This is a genomic window from Novisyntrophococcus fermenticellae (assembly GCF_018866245.1).
In the GTDB taxonomy this organism is placed as follows: Bacteria; Bacillota; Clostridia; order Lachnospirales; family Lachnospiraceae; genus Novisyntrophococcus; species Novisyntrophococcus fermenticellae.
In genome coordinates this window covers 1,156,395-1,180,386 of record NZ_CP076458.1, presented here as the reverse complement: position 1 = coordinate 1,180,386, position 23,992 = coordinate 1,156,395, and the positions used below count along the sequence as shown (strand labels likewise).

Here is a 23,992-nt window from a genome sequence, read left to right as displayed (position 1 = left end):
TGTTCTGACTGTAATTTTATCTTACTGTAGTTGGTGTGATAAAGTCTGTGTATTTCTTCTTACGGGTCTTAAATTCATCTGTCTTACGAATTTCCGCAAAAGCCCCCTCGTTTCTCTGAATATCTTTACCGTGGATGAACTTTCCGGACATAGTATCATGCGCATGCTCTAGCTGCTCCTCCGGGAAGCTGAACTTTGTCTTTCCGTCTTCTACTGTTATTTCTCCTACAATTCCACACAGCCCGCAAATAGCCTTTGTGGAACCAGGCTCTAAATAGAACAGCCTGTTGTGGCAGTGAGGACAGGCACCTTCTTCACCCTTGTATTCAGCCTTCTCTACATCCTTTGCTGCCTCTGCCAGGTTGCACCCGATTTGATGAACCTCTGCAAGCTTATCATCCTCCATAAGGACAGACTTTGCCCATGGAAACCATGCATTATCAATCACTTTCCACATAGGGGTTAACGCATGCATAGCATGCTCACACTGTACTCTGGTTCCCCAGTCAGAACCACCCACACCTATGTAAGAGATAACCTTGTCTTTTAAAAGACGGGGATCCGGAATCTTTCCTCCGGTTTCCTGAGCAATTTTGGTTCCGATCACATTATTTCCTCTGTCTGTTCTGGGTCCGAAACGGTCTGTAATGGTGTGGAATAATCCGGAGGCTCCCTCTTCAAAAATAGGATCGCTGATAATGATTCCATCTGCGTCCAGCATCTTATCAAGCAGCCATTCAAAATCATCATCCTTAATTGTACACATATTACCTTTACCGCTTAAAAGAGTCTTTGCGCAGGCACAGCATCCGGTGCAGTGACGGATGTTTAATGTAGACATCTGAATAAATTCCACATCACCGCCTTTTTCTTTCGCTCCCATTAATGCCTCCATACAGAGCGAATCATTTGTTCCATTCTTCGTTCCAAAAGAAATACCTAAGATCTTCATTGTCTTCTCTCTTTTTAATAGTGTATTTTATTTCATTACCGTCCAGTTTTATGGCCGAACGGTAATTGAATATTTTTATTATTGCTCTTTCATCTTCAGAATATAGAACCCATCATCCAGAGCATCAATCATGATATAGCCTCTGTCGTCCACTACAACATCTTCTGTGCAGGCCAGACGTGGTCCCGGGAAACCAGGAAAATAAGATTCTTCCGTTTTTTTATTCGGATTGGGCGGTATAAAGTATGCCAGCTCCTTAATATAGTAAGGATCGGAAACATCATAGACACGTAACCCCGCTGAAAAATAGCAGCAGTATACACGGTCGCCTCTTTGCTCCAGCCACGGCTTGTTATCCATCGGCTCATGGATATTGTGAGGTCCGAAGGGACCTGGCACTCCAAGGCCTGCAACATTAAAGTTTTGATAAGGAAAATCTTCCGGAACCTCCGGATAAGGGAATTCCGCAATCAATGTCGGCTGCTTCGGATCACTGACGTCAATCATATGCAGATTATTCAGTGCCTGTGCCCTTTTAATTTTGTCCGGTGTAAAGAACTGGAAGCGCTCTCCTTCATTCTGACACACCACAAGGTCGCGTCCGGGAAGGGGAAGTGCCGTATGAGTTCTGGCACCTGCGAGTTCACTGGAAAAAGCAGGCATCAGTTTCAATTCACCAAGGCATTTCGGACGTGTTACATCATGAACATCCACAATCACAAGCCCGGCTCCGCCATAACCCATATATGCAATTCCGTCACGAACAAATGGTGGTCCATGTAACCAGCCCTTATCCATAAAGGAAGGTACATGCGGCGCACCCGGGTCAAATTCTCTTCCCGGATAGCCATCCGCATATTGATCAGGTCTCCACCAACGTCCTACTTCTACGGGATGCGTAGGATCGATAATATCGATGATACGATAAATCATCCCCTCAAAGCCTTCACAGTCACTGGAAAGATGAACATAACGTCCTCCGTTGTACATAAAGCGGTGTACACCTAACACGTGTTTCAACCCGCAATCCCAGTAGCCTAAAAACTCCGGATTTTCCGGATCATTCTTCAAACTGTAGATTCGGATTCCTGCTTCGCACTTAATTTCACCCTCTCCCGACTGATCAACGAGCGCACCGGGGCCGCTTCCGCAGCTCATAGCCACAATCATCAGATCATCGGCAATCTGCAGCTTTGGAGATGTGGTTGTAGGATATTCCTTCGGATCCACTAGTTCAAAATGTCTGATGAATTTAGGATCATAGGGATCTGTCACATCACTGATCATAACTCCGTTTTGGGTTCCCCCAAAGCAGCAGCCATACAGATAGTATTTTCCTGCCTCTGTTTTGTAAAGGGCCATCTGGAACATGCCACAGTTTCCGTCAAGATTACTGAAAGAACAAACTTCAAGGTTTTTAATGTACCCGTTGTTGCCTTCCCCTTTCGCATAAAATTTGTCTGCCATATAAAGCTCCTTTCATTTTACTTTTTATAAGGATCTGCCTGCTCTTCTCCTTTGAGAATACGTAAGGCTCCCGCTGCCAGTGATTCCAACTCATTTTCACCCGGCATAACCACTACCGGGGCAATAAAGCTTACATAATCTGTAATCCAGTCAGTCAGCATCTTAGAATGAGCCACTCCACCTGTCAAAATAATCGCATCAATTTTCCCTTTGAGTACAGGCGAAAGCTCTCCGATTCCTTTGGCAATCTGATAGGCCTCAGCCTCAAATATCTCTTTTGCCTGTGTATTACCCGCTTCTATCATCTTTTCGACCTCAAGACAGCTTGAAGTTCCAAGATAAGCTTTAATACCACCCATTCCGGTTATTTTTTTCGTCATTTCCCTCTTACAGTATTTACCACTATAGCACATGTCTACAATGTAGTTTAAGGGAATACTTCCGGACCTCTCCGGAGAAAATGGACCTCCGTCCGATGGAATGGCATCCACAATACGACCTCTTTCATGGGCACTTACTGAGATTCCACCACCCAAATGTGCCACGATAAAATTCATCTCCTGGTAGCTCTTACCGGCTTTTGCAGCCACCTTCCGGGCCATGGCCTTAGAATTTAAAACATGACAGAAGCTCTCTCTTACTATCTCGGGCATACCGGTGATTTTGGCAATGTCCTTCATTTCATCGGAGCCCACTGCATCGTAAATATAAGAGGGAATCCCCAGGGGTGCAGCAATTGCATCCGCAATCAGAGCTCCCAGGTTGGATGCATGTTCAATGGTAGATGCATCCACGAGCTTTTCTTTCATATCCTGCGTGACCAGATAGCCGCCCGCATGGATATTTACCAGTTGTCCGCCTCTTCCGACAACAGCAGATAAGTCTTTTTCTTTTACGCCATGCTTATTCATGGAATTCAAAATTGTTTCCTTGCGCATGTCGAACTCATCGGTAACTTTTTGATACTTCTTTAACTCTTCATCAGAATGTACAATACTTTCTGAAAAAAGCTCCTTCTCATCCTCGTAAACCGCAATCTTTGTAGAGGTAGAGCCCGGATTAACAGCTAAAATCTTATAGCTCATGAAAGTCTCTCCTTCTCTTTTATTTAGCCGCTGCCGCAGAGACCGCGATAGAAAGGAATTTTTCTTCTGCGGAAGAACCTCTGGAGGTAAGTACAATCGGGCATTTTGCAGCGACTACAAACCCTGCCAGCTTTGCTTTACATGTACAGGTCAGCATCTTGCCCATGATATTTCCTGCATGGATATTGGGAGCGATCAGGACATCAACATCACCTGCAATCCGGCTCTCATAACCTTTCAATCTGGCAATCTCTCCATCCACGGCGCAGTCATAAGAAATAGGACCTTCCACGATACAGTTCTTAATTTCTCCATCCCGGTTCATGCGGGCCAGCTCTGCAGCCTCCACTGTCTCAGGCATCTTGGGATTAACCTTTTCCACGCAGGCCAATACCCCTACCTTGGGGCAATCATAACCCATGGCAATCAGAGTGTCCACTGTATTTTCAATAATCGCCCTTTTCTGCTCCAATGTAGGGTAGGTAACCATCCCCCCGTCTACCGGAACTAAAATCTTGTGATACCCCGGAACATCAAACATAGTAAAATGAGACATAACGCCGCCTTTTCCCAGTCCATGCTCCTTATTTACAACCGCTTTTAAAATAACACCTGTATCCAGATATCCCTTCATCAGGAAATCGGCTTTTCCCTCTCTTACCAGGGAAACGGCAAGTTCTGCCGCTTCTTTATTATCTGCAGCAGGATAAATATCTTCATCGGGAACATCCTCGCCCAATTCCTTCATAATCCGGCGGATTTCTGCCTCATCCCCTACCAGAACAGGCTTTGCAATTCCTTCCTTTCTGGCATGGAACGCAGCCTCCAGAGTATGTCTTTCACCGGCGGCTGCAATTGCCATCCGTTTCATGGAAGGATATCCTTTTACCTTTTCAATCAATTCATCGAAATTTTTATAAACCATCTGACATGCTCCTTATCTCTGTGACTCTCCGATTTCCAATCCCTTTTCAAATGCCCGTCTGTTTAGCGGAAGGAGACTGGCTTTTTTCTGAAGCTTATGTTCGATTGTTGACCATACAATTTCTGGCTCTATAACCTTCGTATAGCCTACATATACACCCAGCATAATTACATTTAAAACCTTTGCATTACCAAGCTCCAGTGCCAGTTCCGTTACAGGTGCTTTTATAATCTTAACATCCTCACGAATGTTCTCATCCGAAACGATAGAGCTGTTGAGAAACAGTGTCCCTCCCTCTTTTAAGGTGGGCAGAAACTTTTGCAGAGAAGGTCCGTTCATGATGATCAGATCATCCATCACATCACCCAAAGGTGCACCGATTGCTTCATCTGAAATCACGACAAAGCAATTTGCCGTGCCCCCTCTTTGCTCCGCCCCATAGGAGGGAAAGAACGTAACATGTTTATCCGTTGAATCACAGGTTGCCGAAGCCAGGAACTTCCCCAGTGTCATTACACCCTGTCCGCCGAAACCGGCTACACATAAATTTGTTTCCATTACTGCCGCCTCCTTATTGGTCTCTGATCACACCCAGGGGAAACTCCGGGAGCATCTTTTCTTCTATATAATCAAGCGCTTTGAGTGCATCCATCCCCCAGTTTGTAGGGCAGCTGGTAACAATCTCTACCATTGAAAAGCCCTTTCCGTCAATCTGATTTTGAAATGCTTTCTTTATCGCTTTTTTTGTCTTCATTACATTCGCAGGGTTATTGCAGCTGGTCCGTTCCAGATAAGCGGGCGCCGTAAGCTGATTTAAAATCTCACACATATGCATCGGATATCCATGTTCCTTTGCATCCCGGCCTTGCGGGGATGTACTGGATTTCATACCAATCAGAGTCGTCGGTGCCATCTGACCACCTGTCATACCATAGATACCATTATTAATAAAGATAACTGTAATATTCTCTCCTCTGTTTGCCGCTGACATGGATTCTGCCAGTCCGATTGAAGCAAAATCTCCATCTCCCTGATAAGTAAACACCAGGCTTTCTGGATTCGCCTTCTTCATACCTGTTGCTACTGCACAGGCGCGTCCATGAGGTGCCGTAGTATTATCATATGCCATATAGTCCATCTGAAGTCCACAGCAACCAATACCCAGAACACAGGCCGCTTTATCCACCAGATTCATCTCATCCAGAACTTCGCCGATCAGTTTCATCACGGTACCATGCATGCATCCGGGGCAAAAGCCTGAAACTTTGTCTTCCTGAATGGTTTTTGTTCTCGCATAAATTTGTTTCATCTCTTCCTCCTATTTTGCCAAGATTTTTCTTACGGATTCTATAACCGCATCACGGCTCATGATGTTTCCGCCTGAACAAAGGCAAGTTTCTACCGGACAGCGATTCTTTACTGCCGCTTCCACATCAGTTACAAACTGCGCAGGAATTGACATCTCAACATCAAGCACTGCCTTAACCTTTCCATAATCGATATGTTCAAATGCATGACTTGGAAACGGGTGAACCGTTATCGCACGGATAAGGCCTGCTTTTATGCCTTCTTTACGGAGCTGATTTACGGCTGATTTTGCAATACGTGCTGATATTCCGTAGGCAGCAATCACGACTTCGGCATCCTCTGTCCTGTATTCTTCAGCCTGTGCTTCTTTTCCCCAGCTCTCGTAAAGTCTGGAGGCTTCTTCATTCGCTCTTTGCATATCGGCAGTCTTCCAGTGACCCGGCTCAATCCAGGAACGGTTTGCATAGTCAAGCGGATGTCCGATACATGCCCATGCTTTCTTTGCTTCTTTTATTTCAGCGATTTCTTCATCTGTTTTCATCTCAGGAAGCGTAACGGGCTCCATCATGGTTCCTATGACACCATCTGCGAGTATTAATACCGGATTCCGGTCCCGGTCAGCATAATCAAATGCCTTATAAGTCATATCAACTGCTTCCTGCACTGAAGCCGGGGCGAATACCAGCATCTGAAATCCGCCATTTCCGGAAGCCTTTGTCGCCTGATAGTAATCCATCTGAGCCGGCTGGATAGATCCGACGCCCGGACCTCCCCGTGAAATGTTTGCGTACACCATAGGGATTCTGGCAGATGCACAGTAAGAAATCCCCTCACTCTTCAGGGCAATGCCTGGGCTGGAGGAAGACGTCATCGACCTGACCCCTGCACTGGCAGCGCCATAAACCATATTTACAGATGCGACTTCTGATTCACCTTGTACGAAACTACCGCCCACTTCCGGCATTCTTCTCGCAAAATACTCCGGAATCTCATTCTGGGGCGTAATCGGATATCCGGCAAAGAAACGACACCCGGCCCTTACCGCTGCTTCCGCAATCGCCTCACAGCCTTTCATAAATACTCTAGACATAACTCACAACCTCCTGATTACTTATAAATTTCAATAGCACCTTCCGGACACATCTTTCCACAGATACAACAGGCAATACATGCCTCCATACGAGCCGGGGTTACATATTCATAACCCTTTGAATTCACTTTTGTGCCGATTTCCAAAACATTTTTGGGACAAAATTTAACACAGTAACCACAACTCTTGCAGCGTTCTGCCACTACTTTAACTTCAGACATATTCTTTTCCTCCTTTTATACAGACTCCACAGCCCATGGATAGGTAAGGTACAGATGCAGAGGCATAACCGGAATCCCGGAATTTCTCTTCACTTCTTCATAAAGTTCTTCCCTGACGCAGAGAAAATCCAGTTCCTTATATGGAGCAAGCATCTCCTCCAACTTTCTGTTTCCCTCCATAACTTCTCTTTTCCCGGTATGATATCCGGTATTCGGGTTACTGATGATGTGGAGCTTTTCGATATCTATATGGGATACGCCCAATATTTCACTTAAGACCCGGTCAATGTGTTCCAAATCAAAAGACCAGGGACGATACGGATTTATCACATAGTAAACACAGGTATCTTCCCGGTTTATCATAGGTGCAAAGCCGCCAATGGATCTGGCCCCGATATAATCTCCGCCAACATCCAGAACCGTATAGGCCTTTTTATCATTCAAAAAACGCCTTACGCCACCCGTCAGTGTGGGAGCGTCCATAAATTGCTCTTCATAATGGATTTCCAGCCCCCAGCCGGACATCTCCTCACACAAATCTCTGGAGCGGAACAGAGGTTTGGTCATATCCAGATCAAAGAAATGTACCTTCTTATCAGCAGCTGCAGCAAGCTGTTTTGCAACATTGACAGCAATCTCACTTTTTCCACATCCTGCTTCACCGATAAATAAGAAGTTATTATATTTTTGATACTCTATCCTTTCCATCAAGACTTCCATATCCTCTACCTCTCTTAAAAGACTTTTATATTAATCTTTTATCTACATACTATAATAACGATATTCTTTGTCAAAATCCAATATCAAATCCAGAGGTTATCATAAGATATTTTTATATATTAGTCATATCTAACCGCTTATATAAGATGTTATTTTAGATATAGTGCATAGTCAGGAAAAAACTGCTTTTCAAATTCCTTTTTACTGGGTATAATAAGTTTAAATTATATATGACACTACAAAGTGCGTAGCAACCCGTAGGTATCCTGAAAGAGGGAGGGGATTTTGATGAATTTAAGACAATTGGAATACTTTGTTTCTGTAGCAGAAACCTTAAGTTTCACAAAAACTGCTGAAAAGTTCTTTATATCGCAAACGGCTGTCACACAGCAAATAAAGGCGCTTGAAACGCAGATGGATGTGAAGCTGTTAAAGCGGACAAAGCGCCGTGTAGAACTGACCCCTGCCGGAAGTGTCTTTCTGACTGAGGCAAAAGCAATTTTAAACCGGACGGCGGATGCAGTTGCCAAGGCCAAAAAAGCTGATACGGGCATTACAGGAAACTTAAACCTCGGAATTGTAGAAGGATATGATAATCCTGAATTTCCGAATGTCCTCCGCTCCTTCCGTGCGGGATATCCTAACATTTCCCTTATAATTAAAGAGGGAGGTGCGGGCACCCTATACACTTCACTGCTGAACCATGTGCTGGATATCGCTGTAAATGTCCGTTTCTCCTACAGTAAACTGGAAGAAAAAGATATTTCCTATCAGGTGATTAACAGATATAATCTGATTGTCATGCTGCCCGCCACACATCCTCTGACCTATTGTAACACGCTTAAGCTGTCTGACTTAAGGAAGGAGTCATTTATTTTTACCTCCATCGGTGATCCTGAGGACAGCTTCGGTCAGTATGAAAGTACGATGGCTCACTTTATCCGCTCGGGATTTACTCCGAATATCGTGCAGAACTCCACAAGTTTCAACACGACTGCACTTATGGTAGCTGCTAACATGGGGATTGCTATACTCCCCTCTTATGCCCTTGCATCCAGCAGGAACCTTCGGAACGTGGTGACCATACCTCTGGATAAGGATTCGGACATATTCGAAGTTGTGGCTGCATGGCACAAGGAGAACCACAATCCTACGATTGACAAATTTTTATCCTATGTGCCTATGGATAAAATATCTTGACGTTATAGGCGGCATTGCGGTTATCGCGGAATTCAGACCAGTGAAGCAGAAAGGTCTTTATGATCAACTATACCAGGGCCAAAACACCTTTTGACCCACAAATCATTATATGGGAGAAGAACTTGATGAACTCTTCAGATTTAATGGATACCCCGAGAATTTTTACTGCCATAGCCGAATGGGCGGCATGCATGATCTATATCTTATTACTGCCAAAAAAGTTACACCAATATAAATTGGGATTCTCGTTAACCGGCACTCTTGGTGTCTTGCTTTTATACCAGTATATTGCAGGACTTTTACCCCTGTATTTATGGATTCCAGGTATGATTGGTGCGATTGCAATCATGTATTTTTCAATTTACTTTATTTGCCATACGAGCTTTCAGGATGCTGCCTTTTGCTGTATCAGAGCTTTTGTTTTAGCTGAGTTTGCCGCTTCCCTTCAGTGGCAGCTTTATGTCTGGTGGGCCGACATGTTCCAAAAGAACAGCATTTTAGTATCTGTCATGGTAATGCTTCTGACCTATCTCTTCATTTACACCATTTATTTCCTGCTGGAGCGTTCTCATATTCCGGCAGACGAACCTTTGGATGTTAACCGAAGGGAATTAATCGGGGCAGCCTCCATTGCCATCGGGGCTTTTGCTATCAGTAATATCAGCTTTGTCATGCCTGACACCCCCTTTTCCAGTGCCACCAGTTCTCTTCTATACATACGTACACTGGTCGATTTCGGAGGGCTGGTCATGCTCTTTGCTCATCAGGACAAACGCGAGGAATTCCGTATGCGGACTGAGAATCAGAACCTGAACAATCTTTTACAACGTCAATATGACCACTATAAGATGGCACAAGAGAACCTTCAGATTCTAAGAAGAGAAACACATGATTTAAAGCATTATCTCCTTGCAATCCGCTCGGAAGAGAATCCGGAAAAGAGAGAGCAGTACCTATATGAGATGGAACACGCACTTCAAGTTCAGGAAGCTTTCGCTGACACTGGAAATCATGTATTAGATGTGGTTTTGACAACAAAAACCACCTACTGTGTACAGCATAATATCACTTTTAACTGTCTGGCAGACGGAAAGCTGATTAACTTTATGCACGTGAAAGATATATGCTCAATATTTGGCAATGCTCTGGATAATGCGATTGAATGTGTCAGACAATTTGAAAATCCGGAAAAGCGTTTAATTACTTTAAACATGTTTCAAAAAAAACAGTTCCTTATAATACAATTTGAAAATTATACCGAAAACCCACCTGTAACAAAAGACAAATTTCCTGAAACAACGAAAAATAATAAGCTTTATCATGGCTATGGTCTGAAAAGCATTCAAATCGCCGTAAAAAAATATGATGGTACCATGACGCTCAAATACAAACCCTGCTGGTTTCAATTAAAAATTCTGATTCCTGTAAAAACCTGACTATGGTCTTATGTTTCATATTGCCTCTCCGGCTCCGCTTCCGGTGCTTCCGAAGAATTTGAAATAATTACGGCCGCCAATATTATCATACATCCCGTGACCATACGCGGGGTAATGATCTCGTGCAGAATAAGGACAGAAAATAAAGTTCCGAAAACCGATTCCATGGACAGGATAATTGCCGCCTTAGTCTCCTCCACATACTTCTGGCTTGCAGTTTGCAGGAAAAAGCAAAGGGTTGTACTGATTACCCCCAGGTACAGCACACCAAGCCATCCCTGTGACGTCACATGGAAATCCGTCTCCCCAAAGATAAAGAGAAAGATAACGGAAAGAATAAATGCCACAGCCATCTGTACAAAATTCAAAACCGTTGCCCGATACAGCTTTACTGCCTTTCCTGTGAAGAATATCTGGAAAGCAAATGCGGCTGCGCATAAGAGGGTCAGTGTATCTCCAAATCCCAGTGACAGATCTCCATTTAAAGACAGTAAAGCGACTCCCATCACAGACATAACTGCACCTATCATTCCCTTGATACCTACTTTCTTTTTTAAAAAGATAAAAGTGATAAATGGTACAATTACCACATTTAATGCCGTCAGAAATGCGCTTTTAGAAGGCGTGGTATACTGCATCCCGACTGTCTGAAGGGCGAATCCTGCAAACAATGCAAGCCCCATAGGGATGCCTGCCCGGATTTCTTTCCATCTCATGTCTTTTAAAGAATTGATGCTGACAAGCGCCATAAGTACGGCTGCCAGGAAAAACCTGACGGCCATAATCTGAAAGGGAAACATGCTTTTCAGTGTCATATCTGTTGCTACGAAACCTCCGCCCCATATAATCGTTACGATCACCAGACTGCCGGCTGCAAGCTTTTTCTTCACGTATCTTTCTCCTCACTTTCTGCAATTACAGTATATTCGTTCACACAAACTTCTCTACCATTACTTCGTTTGTAATAAACCGATATTTGAATTGTACCACAGTATTATCTTTTTCTGTAGTGAAATATGCTTTATTGCAGGATCCACTTCTGGGATACCTGTCATCCTGATAAGTAGCCGACAAGGTTCCATAAGTAGCCACCGAATAATCATAGGTTCCCGCAAAGGGTAATATTACAGAAAGCGTGTAGGTGTTGTCTCCCGTATAATACATCCGGGTCACTTCACTGTTGGAATCATTCTTCACTGCTCCGACATGGGGCTGAAAGCTTCCATATACAACGATTTTTTCCGGAAGCTTCATACCGGTATTTTCATCGTAGACCTCTTCGGCTCCATAACGAATGAGCATCTCCGGATTTGCTGCCTTTTTTCTCAATTGATGTCCGCTTACCCACAATCTCTTTGCCGTCTCCTCCTGATTAAATCCCATCGGACAATCCAGACTTTTCCGGTTCATCTGATAGAAACCCTGACAATCCATTTCTTTATTATCAGCTCTTTTTACGGTAACTGCCCCATCTCCCAGCATCCGGCGAAATGGCAGCTCAAAGTATGCGTTGGGATTGTTAATCTCTGTCCACTTATATGTATATTCCAGAAAATGGTTTCTGCTCTCCTCCGGCTGATTGGCGAACCAGGCAATCTGATCATATCCCCACCAATCTTTCCATGCCAGTTCTTCCCTTGTAAAGGAATCGCGGTCATCCACCACTAAACCGCCCCAGTTATCATACTCCATCAGATAAGGCATGGCATCTGCCGACCATCCATTGGGATTTTCTCCCCCTTCGCTATAACCTTCTCTCACCAGAACTAATTCTTCTCCCGGGATCTCAAGCAGGGGAACCCTGGTAAATGGCATTGCATGATAATCAAACAATAATTTGCCCCGGATATTTACACCATGGGTATGCGCATCCAGAAGCACCTTGTGCCGTCTCCCATGCACCCTGGCATATGCACGGATCAGGTCAAAAAGCCATGCTGTCTTTTCCATACCCGGATCATGAGCCGTGTATAGATGCACCTGCCCCATATGCAGAGCTTCATAGCCGCAATCAATGTATCTGGTCGCGCGGTAATAGAACCACATCTGCGCTTCCCGGCGGGACAGATCCGGAATTCCACCATTTTTACATGGATCCTCTCTGGGGCTTATAAATCCGGAGGACTCATCGGTAAATAATGCATCCTGCAGACAAAAGTTCCTGTCTTCCGGCTCCATGTCAAAGGCCTCGAATACGTAGGCCGGTATCTTAATCTCTTCCATCCGTTCCACGATCCACTCAAATACACAGGCCTGAAGAATAATCTCCGGATCAACTGCATGAACTTTTTCTGCCAGCTCTTCGGAAAGACGAAAATGTTCCTCGTCCTCCATTGGCATATACCAGATGCCTGATGCCCTTCCCAGAAACTTTACGCCCATATCTTTTATGGCACGCAGATCATCTGCAAGGGTTTGGCTTTCAAATAATCCCGCTGCAGTTACACAGCGGGACAGATAATTCTCCAGTACTTCCCTTGAAATCTTTTCATCAAATATAAAATTCATCAGCCTCTCCCCTTCTCATTCTTTATCAAAAATATCCAGCATCAATGTTTTTATCTCATAGGGTTTAAGCGGCACCTGAATCTCTTCCTGAACAAATTCCGTCTCTTCTTCCATCAGATTACATGCACACCACTGTTTTATCGGCAGTCTGCTGCTGATTTTCACAACACACCTTCTGCCCTCAAACTCATGGAAGCGAAGTATGATGCGTGCTCCGTTTTCTTCCCGTTTCAGTGTATCCACAACCAGATTTTCCTGGTCAAATGAAATCCAGCTTTCAGCTCCCAGACGGCTTCTTCCCGGCTGTCCTGTCAGCGGATTGTTCAAATCAAACGCCTGCTGTTCAATACCTGCTTCATACCATTCCTTATCATGAGGTAAAATTGCATACGTAAATTCATGCGTTCCAAGATCCGCTGTATAATCGGGATCTACTGCAGATTTCAGAAGTGTAAGACGGATGGTGTCTTCTTTCACATCATGACCATATTTGCAGTCATTCAGCACTGCCATCCCGTAACCGGTTTCCCAGATGTCCACCCATTTGTGAGCTGCCACCTCGAATTTGGCAGCCTCCCAGGTAGTATTTCTGGTAATCGGACGGCGAATATTTCCATTTTGAATATCGAATCGGGCGTCTACCGCACGTACATCCACCGGAAAACTGGTTTTTAACAGCTTCTGACGCTCCTGCCAGTCTACAGTTGTCCTGAAATCGATCCGCGGACTTGACTCATACAGGCACATCGTCTGCCAAATCCGGGATTTATGATACGTCCAGAGAAACGCAACCTCCCAGCCCAGACTGTGCTTTCTGGTATTCACCCTAATGCAATTCTCCACTGTCTCTTTTTTTAAGTCAATAGTCGGCTCCAGTTCCCAGGCATCAAAACATCTGGGCTTATCCTCAAAAATCTGAAGCACATTGGCACATTTCTCTGAAGGGAGAACCTCCCGTTCTGCTTTCTTGTCATAGATACGGTTCAGCTGCCCCTTTTCATTCCAGGAAATCGTATAAAATGGTGTTTCAATCTGCGATGCTCCCACATCAGAAGAGGAGAATATACCATCTGCCTGCACAGATGTTTCACCTGTCACAATCCGGAACGTGGCAAATGAAAAGGGCTTTATCTCCTGCGCCCATATATGCAGTCCGTTTTCTTCCCAGACTGCTTTTACACTCTGTCCGCCTTCATCTGTCACCGGACATCCCCTATACCTGTCAAGTTCCGCATCACTCATAGGAATGACGGCCGCCCCGCTCCTTATCCAGTTTGCGTTATTGAACACTGTATAGCAGTCTGCTTCTGCTGTATAAATTGCCCGATTTACCTCTTTCATGGTTCCTTTGATCAATTGCAGCGCCCTTGCGTATTCCTCATGGCTGTCCTCATACACCTCCTTGATCGCAGAACCGGGCAGAATGTCGTGGAACTGATGACACAGCACGATTTTCCATGCTTTTAAAAGGCTGTCATAGTCATAAGGCACCCCTGCAGCCGTCCCGGCCAGTACAGAAAGCATCTCTGTATCACGAAGCAGATATTCCATCCTTCGGTTCATCTTTTTATTATAAGCCTGTGAGGTATAGGTTCCCCTGTGAAACTCCAGATATAGTTCCCCGTCCCACACGGGAATATGTCCATCCATAGGATTCTCTTCCAAGGTCCGGTTTAAACGGCGAAAATATTCCGTAGGCATTTCCATCTTTACATGCGGCAGCCCCGGAATCCTGTCGGCGGCCTCTGCCTGCTTTATCTGCGTTCTGGTAGGACCTCCGCCACCATCACCGAATCCAAAGGAAATCAGCAGATCCCTGTTTGTATCCTTATTCTTATATTGCTCCCATACACCTTTGATTGCATCCGGGCTGGTATTCCCGTTATAGGTATAGTAATCCTCGCCGGGGTCCGTCGTTGTGATAAAGTGAGCCGTCACTTCGGTTCCGTCCATTCCCTTCCAGCGGAAGGTGTCATAAGGCAGACGATTCGTATCGTTCCAGCTGATTTTTGTGGTCATGAAGGTATTTATACCGGATTTTTTCAAGATTTGTGGCAGCGCCCAGGAATATCCAAACACATCCGGCAGCCACAAGTATTCGCTTTCATATTCAAACTCCTGCCGGAAGAAGTTTTTACCGATAAGAATCTGACGGATGATGGACTCTCCGGAAGCCAGATTACAGTCGCACTCCACCCACATGGCACCGGAAGGTTCCCATCTTCCCTCTTTTACACGCTTTTGAATATGGGCGTATATATCAGGGGAATCTTCTTTGATATATTCGTACAACTGCGCCTGTGTCTGAAGAAACAGGTATTCCGGATACTTCTCCATAAGCCGGTTCACCGTAGAAAATGAGCGTGCCGCCTTTTCTCTTGTATGGCGCAGGCGCCACAGCCACGCCACATCGATGTGTGTGTGTCCGATCAGACTTACGTTCACATCCGGTTTTCCCCTTCCGTCCATTTCGGAATACAGAAAAGTAAATGCCTCTTTTACAGTCTCGTAAAACGCTTCATTTCCGGGCTCTGTATAATTGACTTTTGTAAAGGTACGAACCAGAACGTTTAGAATCCATTCCTTATATTCATTTCCCACCGGCAGCAGGTCATAAGTCTCAATGGCTGCTTTTGCCAGATAATACAAATCATCTGTGGGGTGATCCAGTATCCCGATCTGTACCTGGCGGATTTCCATCCTGTTTTCCTCCGGAATTCCGCCCCCGCTAAGTCCCGACCAAAGACGAAATTTCAGTTCCTGCGTATATCCATTTACCTCCGGCTCTAAAAAAACCTCATGGTGATTCCCGTCCACTGCCTGATAAGGTTTTCCATTGAGATATAAAAGACTCTCAAAATCTCTGTTATTTCCTGTTCCGATTCTGGCTCCGAAATCAAACAGTCCAAGTACTTCTTTATTCTTCCATTGTGGAGGAATCTCCAGAGTAACGGTCAGCCAGTTATAACGGTCCCAGCCCTTCCAACAAAATCCTTTTTCCACCGGCCGGCCTGTTCCCTGTAAAATCCGATTCCCGGTACTGCCGTCATCGTCCCAGAACAAAAGTCCTTCCAAGTCCCTTCTGTCTTTATATCGCAGCCCTTCCAATTCCTCAATGATATTTTTAATTCTGTCTCGATTATGAAAATCAAATGGCATCTTATCTTACCCTCCATAAGCCTCATCATACCTGTCTACCAGCTGCTTTGCCAGTGAATAAGAATTCACCAGCGGATGCAGCATCAATGCTTTGATGGCTGTTTGCCGCGAACGTGTTTTCACAGCTTCCACTGTAAGTTTCTCGTACATCTTTATCAGGCGGATCAGCAGATAACAGTCTTCCGGAACCTCTTCAATCCTGACAGGGCAAATACCGTCTTTCGATACCATGCAGGTGGTTTCAATCACATCCTGATCCTCAAGACCCGGTATACTTCCATTATTTTCAACGGAAAGCACAAGATATTTCCCTTCTTCACTTTGCATTCCCTCGATACAATCCAACATAACACCCGCATACCCCATACCATCAGGAACCTCCAACGCTCCCTTCTCAAGCAAAGGCCGCTTCTCAAGACCAGATTCTATACTCATGTAAGAGTTTTCCCGAATCTGCATATAATAAAGGAAAATCTGCAGTGCTCCTTCCGGATCCGCATCCATATCCATAGCTTGCAGTTCCTTCATCATCTTTGCATTGACAGCTTCAATTGTCTTTCCTCTGGTCACTCCGGATTTTTTTATATTCTCAAGTGCCTGTTCCCTGTGGTAGTAATAATAGAGATACTCATTGGGAAGGAATCCAATGGCGCGCAGCAGCTCGGGATCAAACATGGAAAATTCCTGAATATGCTTTAAAAATACGTCATCAGACAGCAGCTCGGGCAGAATTTCTTCTCCCTTCTTTTTTACACTCCGAATCCACGAGAGATGATTCAAACCAAAAAATTCCACATAAAGCTCGTCTTCCGTCACACCCAGTTCTTTTGCCATGCGAAATTTGGTGCTGCTTGGCGCATCACAGATTCCGATTATTCTATCATATCCGGCACTGCGTAATGCCTGGGTTACCAGACCCGAAGGATTTGTAAAATTAAAAATCCACGCCTCAGGTGCGTGTTCTTTTATCATCTCACAATAATTAAGCAGCACCGGTATGGTACGAACAGCCATGGAGAATCCCCCTGCTCCTGTGGTTTCCTGCCCGATAACCCCCAAATCAAGGGCAATTGTCTCATCTGTTACTCTGGAAGAATCCCCGCCCACACGAAGGGTCGTTACGATATAGTCTGCACCCTTGACGGCTTCTACCGGATCGGCCGCTGCCCATACTTTAAGTTCTTCCTTTTCCCTGCTCACCACATGCCTGCAGAGCTTTTCTATAATTTTCTGCTTTTCTTTCTGAATATCGTAGAGAACAACTTCATCGATATGCAACTTTTTATATCGCTTTAAAAGACCATTTATAAAAATAACGGTACGTACGCCTGCTCCTCCGATCACTGCAATCTTCATCCTGAAATCCTCCTTTATTTTATAACCACAGCTTCACTTTCCTGTATAAACCTCATAAGCCTGTCCTCTGTAGGAAACCCTGTGTTTCCTCCCAGTGCGGTTACGGATAATGCACCGCAGGCATTCCCGATTCGCAGAGAATCTTCCGGAGATTTGCCTTTTAAAAATCCATATACAAATCCCGCATTAAATGAGTCTCCGGCTCCGGTAGTATCTATGGCATTCACCGTGTAGGCGTCCGCCTCATAAATTTCCCTGCCTTTTATGGCAATGGAACCTTTCTTTCCCATCTTAATCACTGCCAGACCACAATATGCCGCAAAATCCAATGCAGCCTCTCTGACATCTTCTTTCCTTGCATAATGCTGTGCCTCTGTTTCATTCATAAACAATATATCTATATAAGGAAACAACTGGTAGATCTCCTGCTTCCATTCCCCTGTGGAATCCCATCCCAGATCAAAGGAAACGGACGTCTGTGTCTCCTCTTTCATGCTCTTAAGGAAGCTTAAATAGGAATCATGGTTGGAGGAGCCTGCATAACCTGTCACATGAATATGCGAAGCGTCTTTCACCTTCTCTATGTCCACCGCATCGATATGGAGGCTTTCATTGGTTCCCCGATAGGTTAAAAAAGATCTGTCTTTTTCATCTGTAAAACTTAAAGAAATGCCTGTCTTTTGTGTTTTACTTGTCTGTAAAAGAGAATCGTCCACATGGCTTCTCAAAAATTCCTTCCGGATGAAATCCCCATAACAGTCATCTCCCACTTCTCCCTGGAACACCGGGTGCAGTCCCAGTTTACCTGCGCCGAGCGTAAACAGAGCGGCACCTCCCCCTACAAAAGTTTCCATGACCGGGACCTCCATCTCTTGTCCCGGCCCGGGAAACTTTTCCACACCCGGTATTACAATGTCAATATTTATGTCACCGTAAACGTATACATCCCATTTTTTTTCGTTCATGCTTTCTCCTTTAAACATTCTATCCCTTTACCGCACCAATCATGGCCCCCTGGGCAAAATACTTCTGTATAAAAGGATATACACAGAGAATCGGTACTGTTGTTACCACAACTGCTGCCATTTTCAATGAATCTGAAGTTACGGATGCCGTATTATGGGCCAGCGCCTGTGCCACAGAAGTAACCTCCTGCTGAGAGTTCATGGCCTTTGTCAGCATTTGCTGCAGTACGGTCTGGACCGGCCACAACTTCGTATCATTCATGTAAAATGCTCCTGCAAACCAGTCGTTCCAGTGATTTACCGCAGTATACAGTCCCACAACAGCAATTACCGGTTTACTTAAAGGAAGCATGATTTTTGTATAGACCTGAAAATATCCGCATCCATCAAGCTTTGCCGATTCTTCCAGACTATCCGGTATCCCCTCAAAGAAGCTTCTCACCATCATGAGGTATGTTACGCTTACCAGTCCGGGAATTACATAAACCCAAAAGGAGTTCAGCAGATGCAGATTCTTATACTGAATATATGTAGGAATCATACCACCGCCAAACAGCATTGTAAAGGTAATCAACATCGTGATAAGCTTACGTCCGGGAAGATCATACTGCTTCAATACAAAACCTGCCATCGTTGTAACCATAAGGCTTAAAAAAGTTCCGATTCCCGTTCTTGCCAGCGTGATGCCATATGCATTCATGATGCTGCCGTCTTTGAATACCTCTTTAAAATTGTTTAATGTAAATTCCCTTGGCCAGAACCAGACGCCGCCCCGGGCAGCATCCCTTCCATCATTAAAAGAAAGAGCCACTACATTCAAACACGGGAGCAGAATGATCAGACAAAGCGCTATAATTATAATATAAATCAAAGTCTGAATAAATCGATCCATTGGGTTTGTCTTTATATGTTTTTTCATTCTTTACCCAATCCTTTCCTTATCTTTATTCCTGCCCGCCCGCAAAGAGCGGGCAGGAATGATACCTTACTTATAGAACGTTACAGATTCCGGATTCTCGTCATATACATTCTTTACGTAATCCTCAAATCTCTCCACACCTGCTGCTTTCAACTGTGCGCGGAAGGACTCAACAATTGATTTTACTTCGTCATCTGACTTGGCAAAACATGCCTGTATGAAGGTTTCCTTCCAATCCAGAAGTTCCATCTGCATCTTTACATCCGCCAGTTCATCTGCTGACAGATATGCCGTAGCGTCAAGACCCGGAATCAGTTTCTTCTCCACCGGATAATCCTTGGCAATCTGCACGCTCCTTGCGAAAGTCGAATCACCTGCGGATGCTCCGGGACGTGACTCACCGAAGTTGTCGATATTGTTTTTATTCGTCAGTACAAATTCAAAGAAGTAATTTCCTGAACCTCCGAAGCCGGAACCAACCGTGTTAATCAGATAATCCGTATCGCCTTCATTTAATTTTTTTACAACTTCATCTTTCAGCCGCGGATAACCGTCTACCATATCATAGGAGACTCCCTCGGCACCATACTGTGCGATGATCTGTCCTTCTTTTGAGGACAGCCAGTCAAAGAATTCGAATATCTCTTCCGGATTCTCAGCGTCTGCAGAAATTGCCATACAGCCGCGGTGAGATTTACCGTGTACCACTTCCTTGTTGTCTCCCTGAATATCATTCAGCGGCCCAAGCGGTACCCAGTCATCATTTCCATATACAATTTCTTCGTAATTATGGACGTCTGCCATAATTGCTGAATTGTGGTTTTTGGAAACCTCTTCCGCACGGGTGGCATCCATGGTAAAGAACTCCGGATTCATCAGACCTTCGTCAAGCAGCTTTCTTACGAAGTTAATCTGATCATAAACATAGTCTGTTTCAGCTATATGTTTTACTTTTCCGTCCGTATCCAGATTGTAGTTATCACTGACACCCCAATTATATCCGGCCGTAATGAATTTCAGGGGATCAGCTGAACCGCCCCAATATTTTGGTCCCAATGGATATACATCATTTCCGTTATCATCCTTAAAACCACCCTCTTTAATCTTAACCAGAAGATTGTAGAAGTCCTCCTGTGTATTAATTGTTCTCGGGTCAATGCCAAGCTTATCCGCAATAGCCGACTGGATGTACATACCGCCTACGTATTCTTCCTCCGGATTATATTCCAGCGAACGGTCAATTTCGTCTATATCCATCTGCCACATATAGACACCGTCCAGGTCATCTCTGAACACGATGTTATCATGCGTATCCTGTGGAAGATAATCATCCTCATAATATTTGGAATACACCTTACTGTTCTTCATATAATCAGATACATCCGCAAACATCCCATCTTTGGCGGCCTTGTACAGCAGAGGAAATTCAGGTCTTGTGGAATCATCCAGATAGCTGACAATCACATCCGGGATGGTTCCTGATGCAAGCTGGGAAGCCAGAACTTTTGAATCACTGTCTCCGGGCGTATAGCGGACATCCAGCTTAATACCCGTCAGCTCTGTAATCTTTTTCATCGTTTCCGTATTATTAAAATCATCCGGAAGCGTGTCTCCGATATCATTTACATAAGCCTGTACCGTAATGGTACGGTCTGCAATCCAGGTATCGGGCTTATCAGCGTTATCTGCACTGCTTCCCTCCTCTTTTTTTGCATTACTGCCAGTGTCCTGCCCCCCGCAGCCTGCCAGTGCTGCAAGCGTCATGGCCCCGGCCATGGACACTGCCAGACATCGTTTTAAAGTTTCCTTCTTCATGTGTAATACCTCCTTAAGAATTTTCATTATAAAAATGTTACCAAAGTCCGACCTCAGTAACCTTCTTACTGATTTTATTGCATACTACAACCAATACCAGCCCTACAAGTCCCTGTATCAACCCAATGGCAGTAGCATAACCAAACTGTCCTCCCTGAATACCTGTACGGAGCACATAGACATCCAGCGTATCTGCCAGTGACATATTGCCAGGTGTACGTAAGAGCCAGATCTGCTCTACACCAGAGGAAAGCAATCCCCCACCCCCATAATGAACAAAAGTCCTATGGTTCCCCGTATGCCGGGCAATGTAATATGCCACATCTTTTTCAGTTTCCCGCAGCCATCCATATCCGCTGCTTCATACAGAGAGGTGTCGACAGAACTGATTGCTGCCAGATAGATAATCGAGTCCCATCCGATATTTCTCCATAAGTCCATGGAAAACAAAATACGGAAAAAATATTTTGCATCCATCAGAAAAAAGGTACCTCCGTCGCCCCCCAGTGCCGAAATCGCCTGATTCAGGACACCTGTGTTCGGAGCAAGAATTCTCTGCAGCATTGTAACAATAATAACCGAAGACAGAAAATGCGGCAGATACGTAACTGTCTGTGAAACTTTCTTGAACTTCATACTGCGGAGCTCATTGAGCATCAGCGCCAGTATAATGGCAAACGGAAATTCCAGAATACATTTAATTACCCCTACGCTTAACGTATTCTTAACCAGTCTCGGAGCATCATAGCTGGAAAAAAACGTCTTAAAATACCGAAGTCCCACCCACGGGCTTCCCCAGATTCCTTTCTTAAACGAATAATCCTTAAAGGCAAGTACGGAGCCTGCCATGGGTACATAGCAGATTAATATGTAGTAAATGATACAAGGCAGAAGCATTACATACAGCGGCCAGTAACGAATCAGCCTTTTTCTTAAGGGTTGTTTTGCCGGCTTATATTTTTTCTGCTTCCCAACACCTGCTGCTTGCATAAAAGATCCTCCTCTTTTTCATAATTTTCAAATCCATTCCAGCAATGCGCTGATGGGATAATGATCCGACAGCCATACGCCGTCTTCTCTTTCTTCCCATTTCTCTAAAGAGCGGCATCTGAGTCCGTCTTTTCTGTTTCTGATATAGATGTAATCAATACACTCCGATTCGTCCTCCGGTTCAAAGCCATGATAGGTTACACCGATTCCTTCCGTGATATTCACATATTCCGGCTGCTGTTTCATTTCAAGAAACTCTTGCCCATCCGGTTCGGCATTAAAGTCACCAGCCAGAATCACAGGCGCTTCGCGAAACAGTCTTGCTTCCTCTGCCTTTTTAAGCACCTGTCTTAATCCCAGAACTCTTGCCTGTACCCCCTGATGATCCAGATGAAGATTTAAAAGTCTAAATACTTTCTTTTCCTCCAGATCCTCAAACAGTGCTTCCGTGCATACCCGGGGGCAGGTGGACTGTTCTTCATATCTGCTTGCCGGTATAAAGGGCTTTGGAGAAAGCCAGAAGGTTTCCATGGAAATGAGATTTATCCGATTCTTTTTATATGCAATGGCTACCTGTTCATCCTCAAGCGTTTCGCTTCTCCCGCATCCCATAACGTAATAATCGTCTAACACATCCTTCAGCCACAGAGCCACATGGGGCAGCACCTCCTGAAAACAGATTAAATCGGGTTTCTCTTTTTGTATTTTCTTTAGAATCAATGGTTTACGGTATTGAAAACTATTGCCCTTATCCTGATTGAAATCACATCTTATATTGAATGTAACAAGCTTAAGCATGTTATTCGTCCTCCTATATCCAGAGCCAGATTGGCTGGCTCCATGCCTTTTTTCCATAGGAATCTTTACATGTCACACGCACATATTCCTCATCGCCCTCCAGTGCAAAGGTTCCTTCTGTCAATCCCTCCTCATCACTGTGCAGGTGACCACCTCGGTGAGGTGTCTGAAAGTAAATATCCTGACAAGGAGCACATCTTAATACCGCCTGTTGATCCTCCACATAAAAATCCTCAATCAGTGGACCACTGGAAGCAAAAAAGCTGCCGTCCTTTAATGCCTGCAGGATACCCCTGTGCGTAAACTCCCTGGTTTTTACCATGACAAATCCACCCAGGCTATGCGCTTCCAGATTGTGTGCATCATCTGTGGCAAAACAGTTTATCCTGTTCCTCACAAAGAGAAAATGGTCAAAGTAGGTTTCTGAATTGCCGTTATTTGATTCGAATTCTGATCCGTGATTATAGATTTCCATCCCAATCAGTCCTTGCAGATACTTGATATCTGTAGAGTCTACTTTTGACCAGTATGGATGCGCATATAAGGTGACATTTCCCTTCTGTCCGAAATACTCTATTATTCGCTCCGGTGTAGTTAAGACATTTTGCGCACGCTCCTCCAAAAAAATATAGCCTTCCGGGATTTTGTTTGTTTCCGGCAGTCCCAGCCCAACCAGATGGTGGTCTTTTCTGCCCGGGAGCTCTATATCCAGTTCTGTCCCCGGAAACACCAGAAAATCATCTTTGCAAAGACTGGAATGTATCCCATACACCCAGTGATCTGTAATTGCCAGAAAATCATATCCTCTGCTGCGGTAATGCTCTGCGACCTCCTTGGGAGTATTAAGCCCATCAGACCAGGTAGAGTGCGTATGCAGGTTACCCTTTTTATAGCTTCCCTCTTTATACAGGGTTCTCTTTTCCATATAAATCCTCCTCACATAAGCTTAAGACAAAGTATATCAGAAAAATATATCTATCATAATGTACATAACTTTCAAAAAAGCTGGAAATTTCTACGATTGCCCCCCGACACTTGACATCTGAAAAAGGATTGCTTATTCTTGAAACAGAAAACG

At 44.6% G+C, this 23,992-nt stretch carries 22 protein-coding genes; 2 read left to right on the top strand and 20 right to left on the bottom strand.

The genetic code is table 11. The features are described from left to right. Positions 1–16: 16 nt before the first annotated feature. The 9 genes from KNL20_RS05250 to KNL20_RS05210 all read right to left on the bottom strand — a co-directional run bounded on the left by KNL20_RS05250 (position 17) and on the right by KNL20_RS05210 (position 7,768). The gene (locus KNL20_RS05250; RefSeq protein WP_230399571.1) at positions 17–952 is read right to left on the bottom strand and encodes a flavodoxin family protein; all 936 of its coding nucleotides are present in this window, start codon (positions 950–952) and stop codon (positions 17–19) included. Positions 953–1,030: 78 nt separating this feature from the next. Beyond that, on the bottom strand, positions 1,031–2,419 hold the full coding sequence (locus KNL20_RS05245) for an LVIVD repeat-containing protein (RefSeq protein ID WP_230399570.1): 1,389 nt from the start codon (positions 2,417–2,419) through the stop codon (positions 1,031–1,033). Positions 2,420–2,436: 17 nt separating this feature from the next. After that, positions 2,437–3,504: a butyrate kinase gene (gene buk / locus KNL20_RS05240; RefSeq protein ID WP_230399569.1), complete on the bottom strand. Its 1,068-nt coding sequence runs from the start codon at positions 3,502–3,504 to the stop codon at positions 2,437–2,439. A gap of 19 nt (positions 3,505–3,523) precedes the next feature. Beyond that, positions 3,524–4,429: a bifunctional enoyl-CoA hydratase/phosphate acetyltransferase gene (locus KNL20_RS05235; protein WP_230399568.1), complete on the bottom strand. Its 906-nt coding sequence runs from the start codon at positions 4,427–4,429 to the stop codon at positions 3,524–3,526. A gap of 12 nt (positions 4,430–4,441) precedes the next feature. Continuing rightward, a complete protein-coding gene (locus KNL20_RS05230) occupies positions 4,442–4,987 on the bottom strand; it encodes a 2-oxoacid:acceptor oxidoreductase family protein (protein ID WP_230399567.1) in 546 nt (181 codons plus the stop codon). A 13-nt stretch (positions 4,988–5,000) separates the two neighbouring features. Next, positions 5,001–5,738 carry a thiamine pyrophosphate-dependent enzyme gene (locus KNL20_RS05225; protein ID WP_230399566.1) on the bottom strand — a complete coding sequence of 246 codons (738 nt, stop codon included), beginning with the start codon at positions 5,736–5,738 and terminating at the stop codon, positions 5,001–5,003. 9 nt (positions 5,739–5,747) lie between these two features. Further along, positions 5,748–6,827 (bottom strand): 3-methyl-2-oxobutanoate dehydrogenase subunit VorB, encoded by a 1,080-nt coding sequence (gene vorB, locus KNL20_RS05220; protein WP_230399565.1) that lies wholly within the window; start codon positions 6,825–6,827, stop codon positions 5,748–5,750. Positions 6,828–6,844: 17 nt separating this feature from the next. Further along, positions 6,845–7,048: a 4Fe-4S dicluster domain-containing protein gene (locus tag KNL20_RS05215; RefSeq protein WP_230399564.1), complete on the bottom strand. Its 204-nt coding sequence runs from the start codon at positions 7,046–7,048 to the stop codon at positions 6,845–6,847. Between the two features lie 15 nt (positions 7,049–7,063). Beyond that, on the bottom strand, positions 7,064–7,768 hold the full coding sequence (locus KNL20_RS05210; protein ID WP_230399563.1) for a P-loop NTPase family protein: 705 nt from the start codon (positions 7,766–7,768) through the stop codon (positions 7,064–7,066). 288 nt (positions 7,769–8,056) lie between these two features. Here KNL20_RS05210 and KNL20_RS05205 point away from each other — a divergent pair, with 288 nt between their 5' ends. Both KNL20_RS05205 and KNL20_RS05200 read left to right on the top strand, forming a co-directional pair. Continuing rightward, entirely contained in the window at positions 8,057–8,968 is a 912-nt protein-coding gene (locus tag KNL20_RS05205) for a LysR family transcriptional regulator (RefSeq protein ID WP_230399562.1), read from the top strand. Between the two features lie 125 nt (positions 8,969–9,093). Then, positions 9,094–10,404 (top strand): ATP-binding protein, encoded by a 1,311-nt coding sequence (locus tag KNL20_RS05200; protein ID WP_230399561.1) that lies wholly within the window; start codon positions 9,094–9,096, stop codon positions 10,402–10,404. Between the two features lie 8 nt (positions 10,405–10,412). On the opposite strand, the gene KNL20_RS05195 is transcribed toward KNL20_RS05200, so the two are convergent. From KNL20_RS05195 to KNL20_RS05145, 11 genes are all read right to left on the bottom strand, one after another. Continuing rightward, on the bottom strand, positions 10,413–11,294 hold the full coding sequence (locus KNL20_RS05195) for a DMT family transporter (RefSeq protein ID WP_230399560.1): 882 nt from the start codon (positions 11,292–11,294) through the stop codon (positions 10,413–10,415). A gap of 40 nt (positions 11,295–11,334) precedes the next feature. After that, on the bottom strand, positions 11,335–12,912 hold the full coding sequence (locus tag KNL20_RS05190) for a pullulanase X25 domain-containing protein (RefSeq protein ID WP_230399559.1): 1,578 nt from the start codon (positions 12,910–12,912) through the stop codon (positions 11,335–11,337). A gap of 15 nt (positions 12,913–12,927) precedes the next feature. Further along, positions 12,928–16,071 (bottom strand): alpha-mannosidase, encoded by a 3,144-nt coding sequence (locus tag KNL20_RS05185; RefSeq protein WP_230399558.1) that lies wholly within the window; start codon positions 16,069–16,071, stop codon positions 12,928–12,930. Positions 16,072–16,077: 6 nt separating this feature from the next. Beyond that, on the bottom strand, positions 16,078–17,427 hold the full coding sequence (locus tag KNL20_RS05180; RefSeq protein WP_230399557.1) for a family 4 glycosyl hydrolase: 1,350 nt from the start codon (positions 17,425–17,427) through the stop codon (positions 16,078–16,080). A 14-nt stretch (positions 17,428–17,441) separates the two neighbouring features. Next, positions 17,442–18,392: a carbohydrate kinase family protein gene (locus KNL20_RS05175; protein ID WP_230399556.1), complete on the bottom strand. Its 951-nt coding sequence runs from the start codon at positions 18,390–18,392 to the stop codon at positions 17,442–17,444. Positions 18,393–18,411: 19 nt separating this feature from the next. Next, positions 18,412–19,311 carry a carbohydrate ABC transporter permease gene (locus tag KNL20_RS05170; protein ID WP_230399555.1) on the bottom strand — a complete coding sequence of 300 codons (900 nt, stop codon included), beginning with the start codon at positions 19,309–19,311 and terminating at the stop codon, positions 18,412–18,414. Positions 19,312–19,377: 66 nt separating this feature from the next. Beyond that, positions 19,378–21,126: an extracellular solute-binding protein gene (locus tag KNL20_RS05165; RefSeq protein ID WP_230399554.1), complete on the bottom strand. Its 1,749-nt coding sequence runs from the start codon at positions 21,124–21,126 to the stop codon at positions 19,378–19,380. Between the two features lie 37 nt (positions 21,127–21,163). Continuing rightward, positions 21,164–21,382 (bottom strand): hypothetical protein, encoded by a 219-nt coding sequence (locus tag KNL20_RS05160; protein WP_230399553.1) that lies wholly within the window; start codon positions 21,380–21,382, stop codon positions 21,164–21,166. Next, on the bottom strand, positions 21,364–22,116 hold the full coding sequence (locus KNL20_RS05155) for an ABC transporter permease (RefSeq protein ID WP_230399552.1): 753 nt from the start codon (positions 22,114–22,116) through the stop codon (positions 21,364–21,366). The genes KNL20_RS05160 and KNL20_RS05155 overlap by 19 nt, the downstream gene beginning before the upstream one ends. A gap of 27 nt (positions 22,117–22,143) precedes the next feature. Beyond that, entirely contained in the window at positions 22,144–22,914 is a 771-nt protein-coding gene (locus tag KNL20_RS05150; RefSeq protein WP_230399551.1) for an endonuclease/exonuclease/phosphatase family protein, read from the bottom strand. Positions 22,915–22,927: 13 nt separating this feature from the next. Further along, positions 22,928–23,839, bottom strand: coding sequence for a PHP domain-containing protein (locus KNL20_RS05145; RefSeq protein WP_230399550.1), 912 nt, complete (start codon positions 23,837–23,839; stop codon positions 22,928–22,930). Between the last annotated feature and the right edge of the window lie 153 nt (positions 23,840–23,992).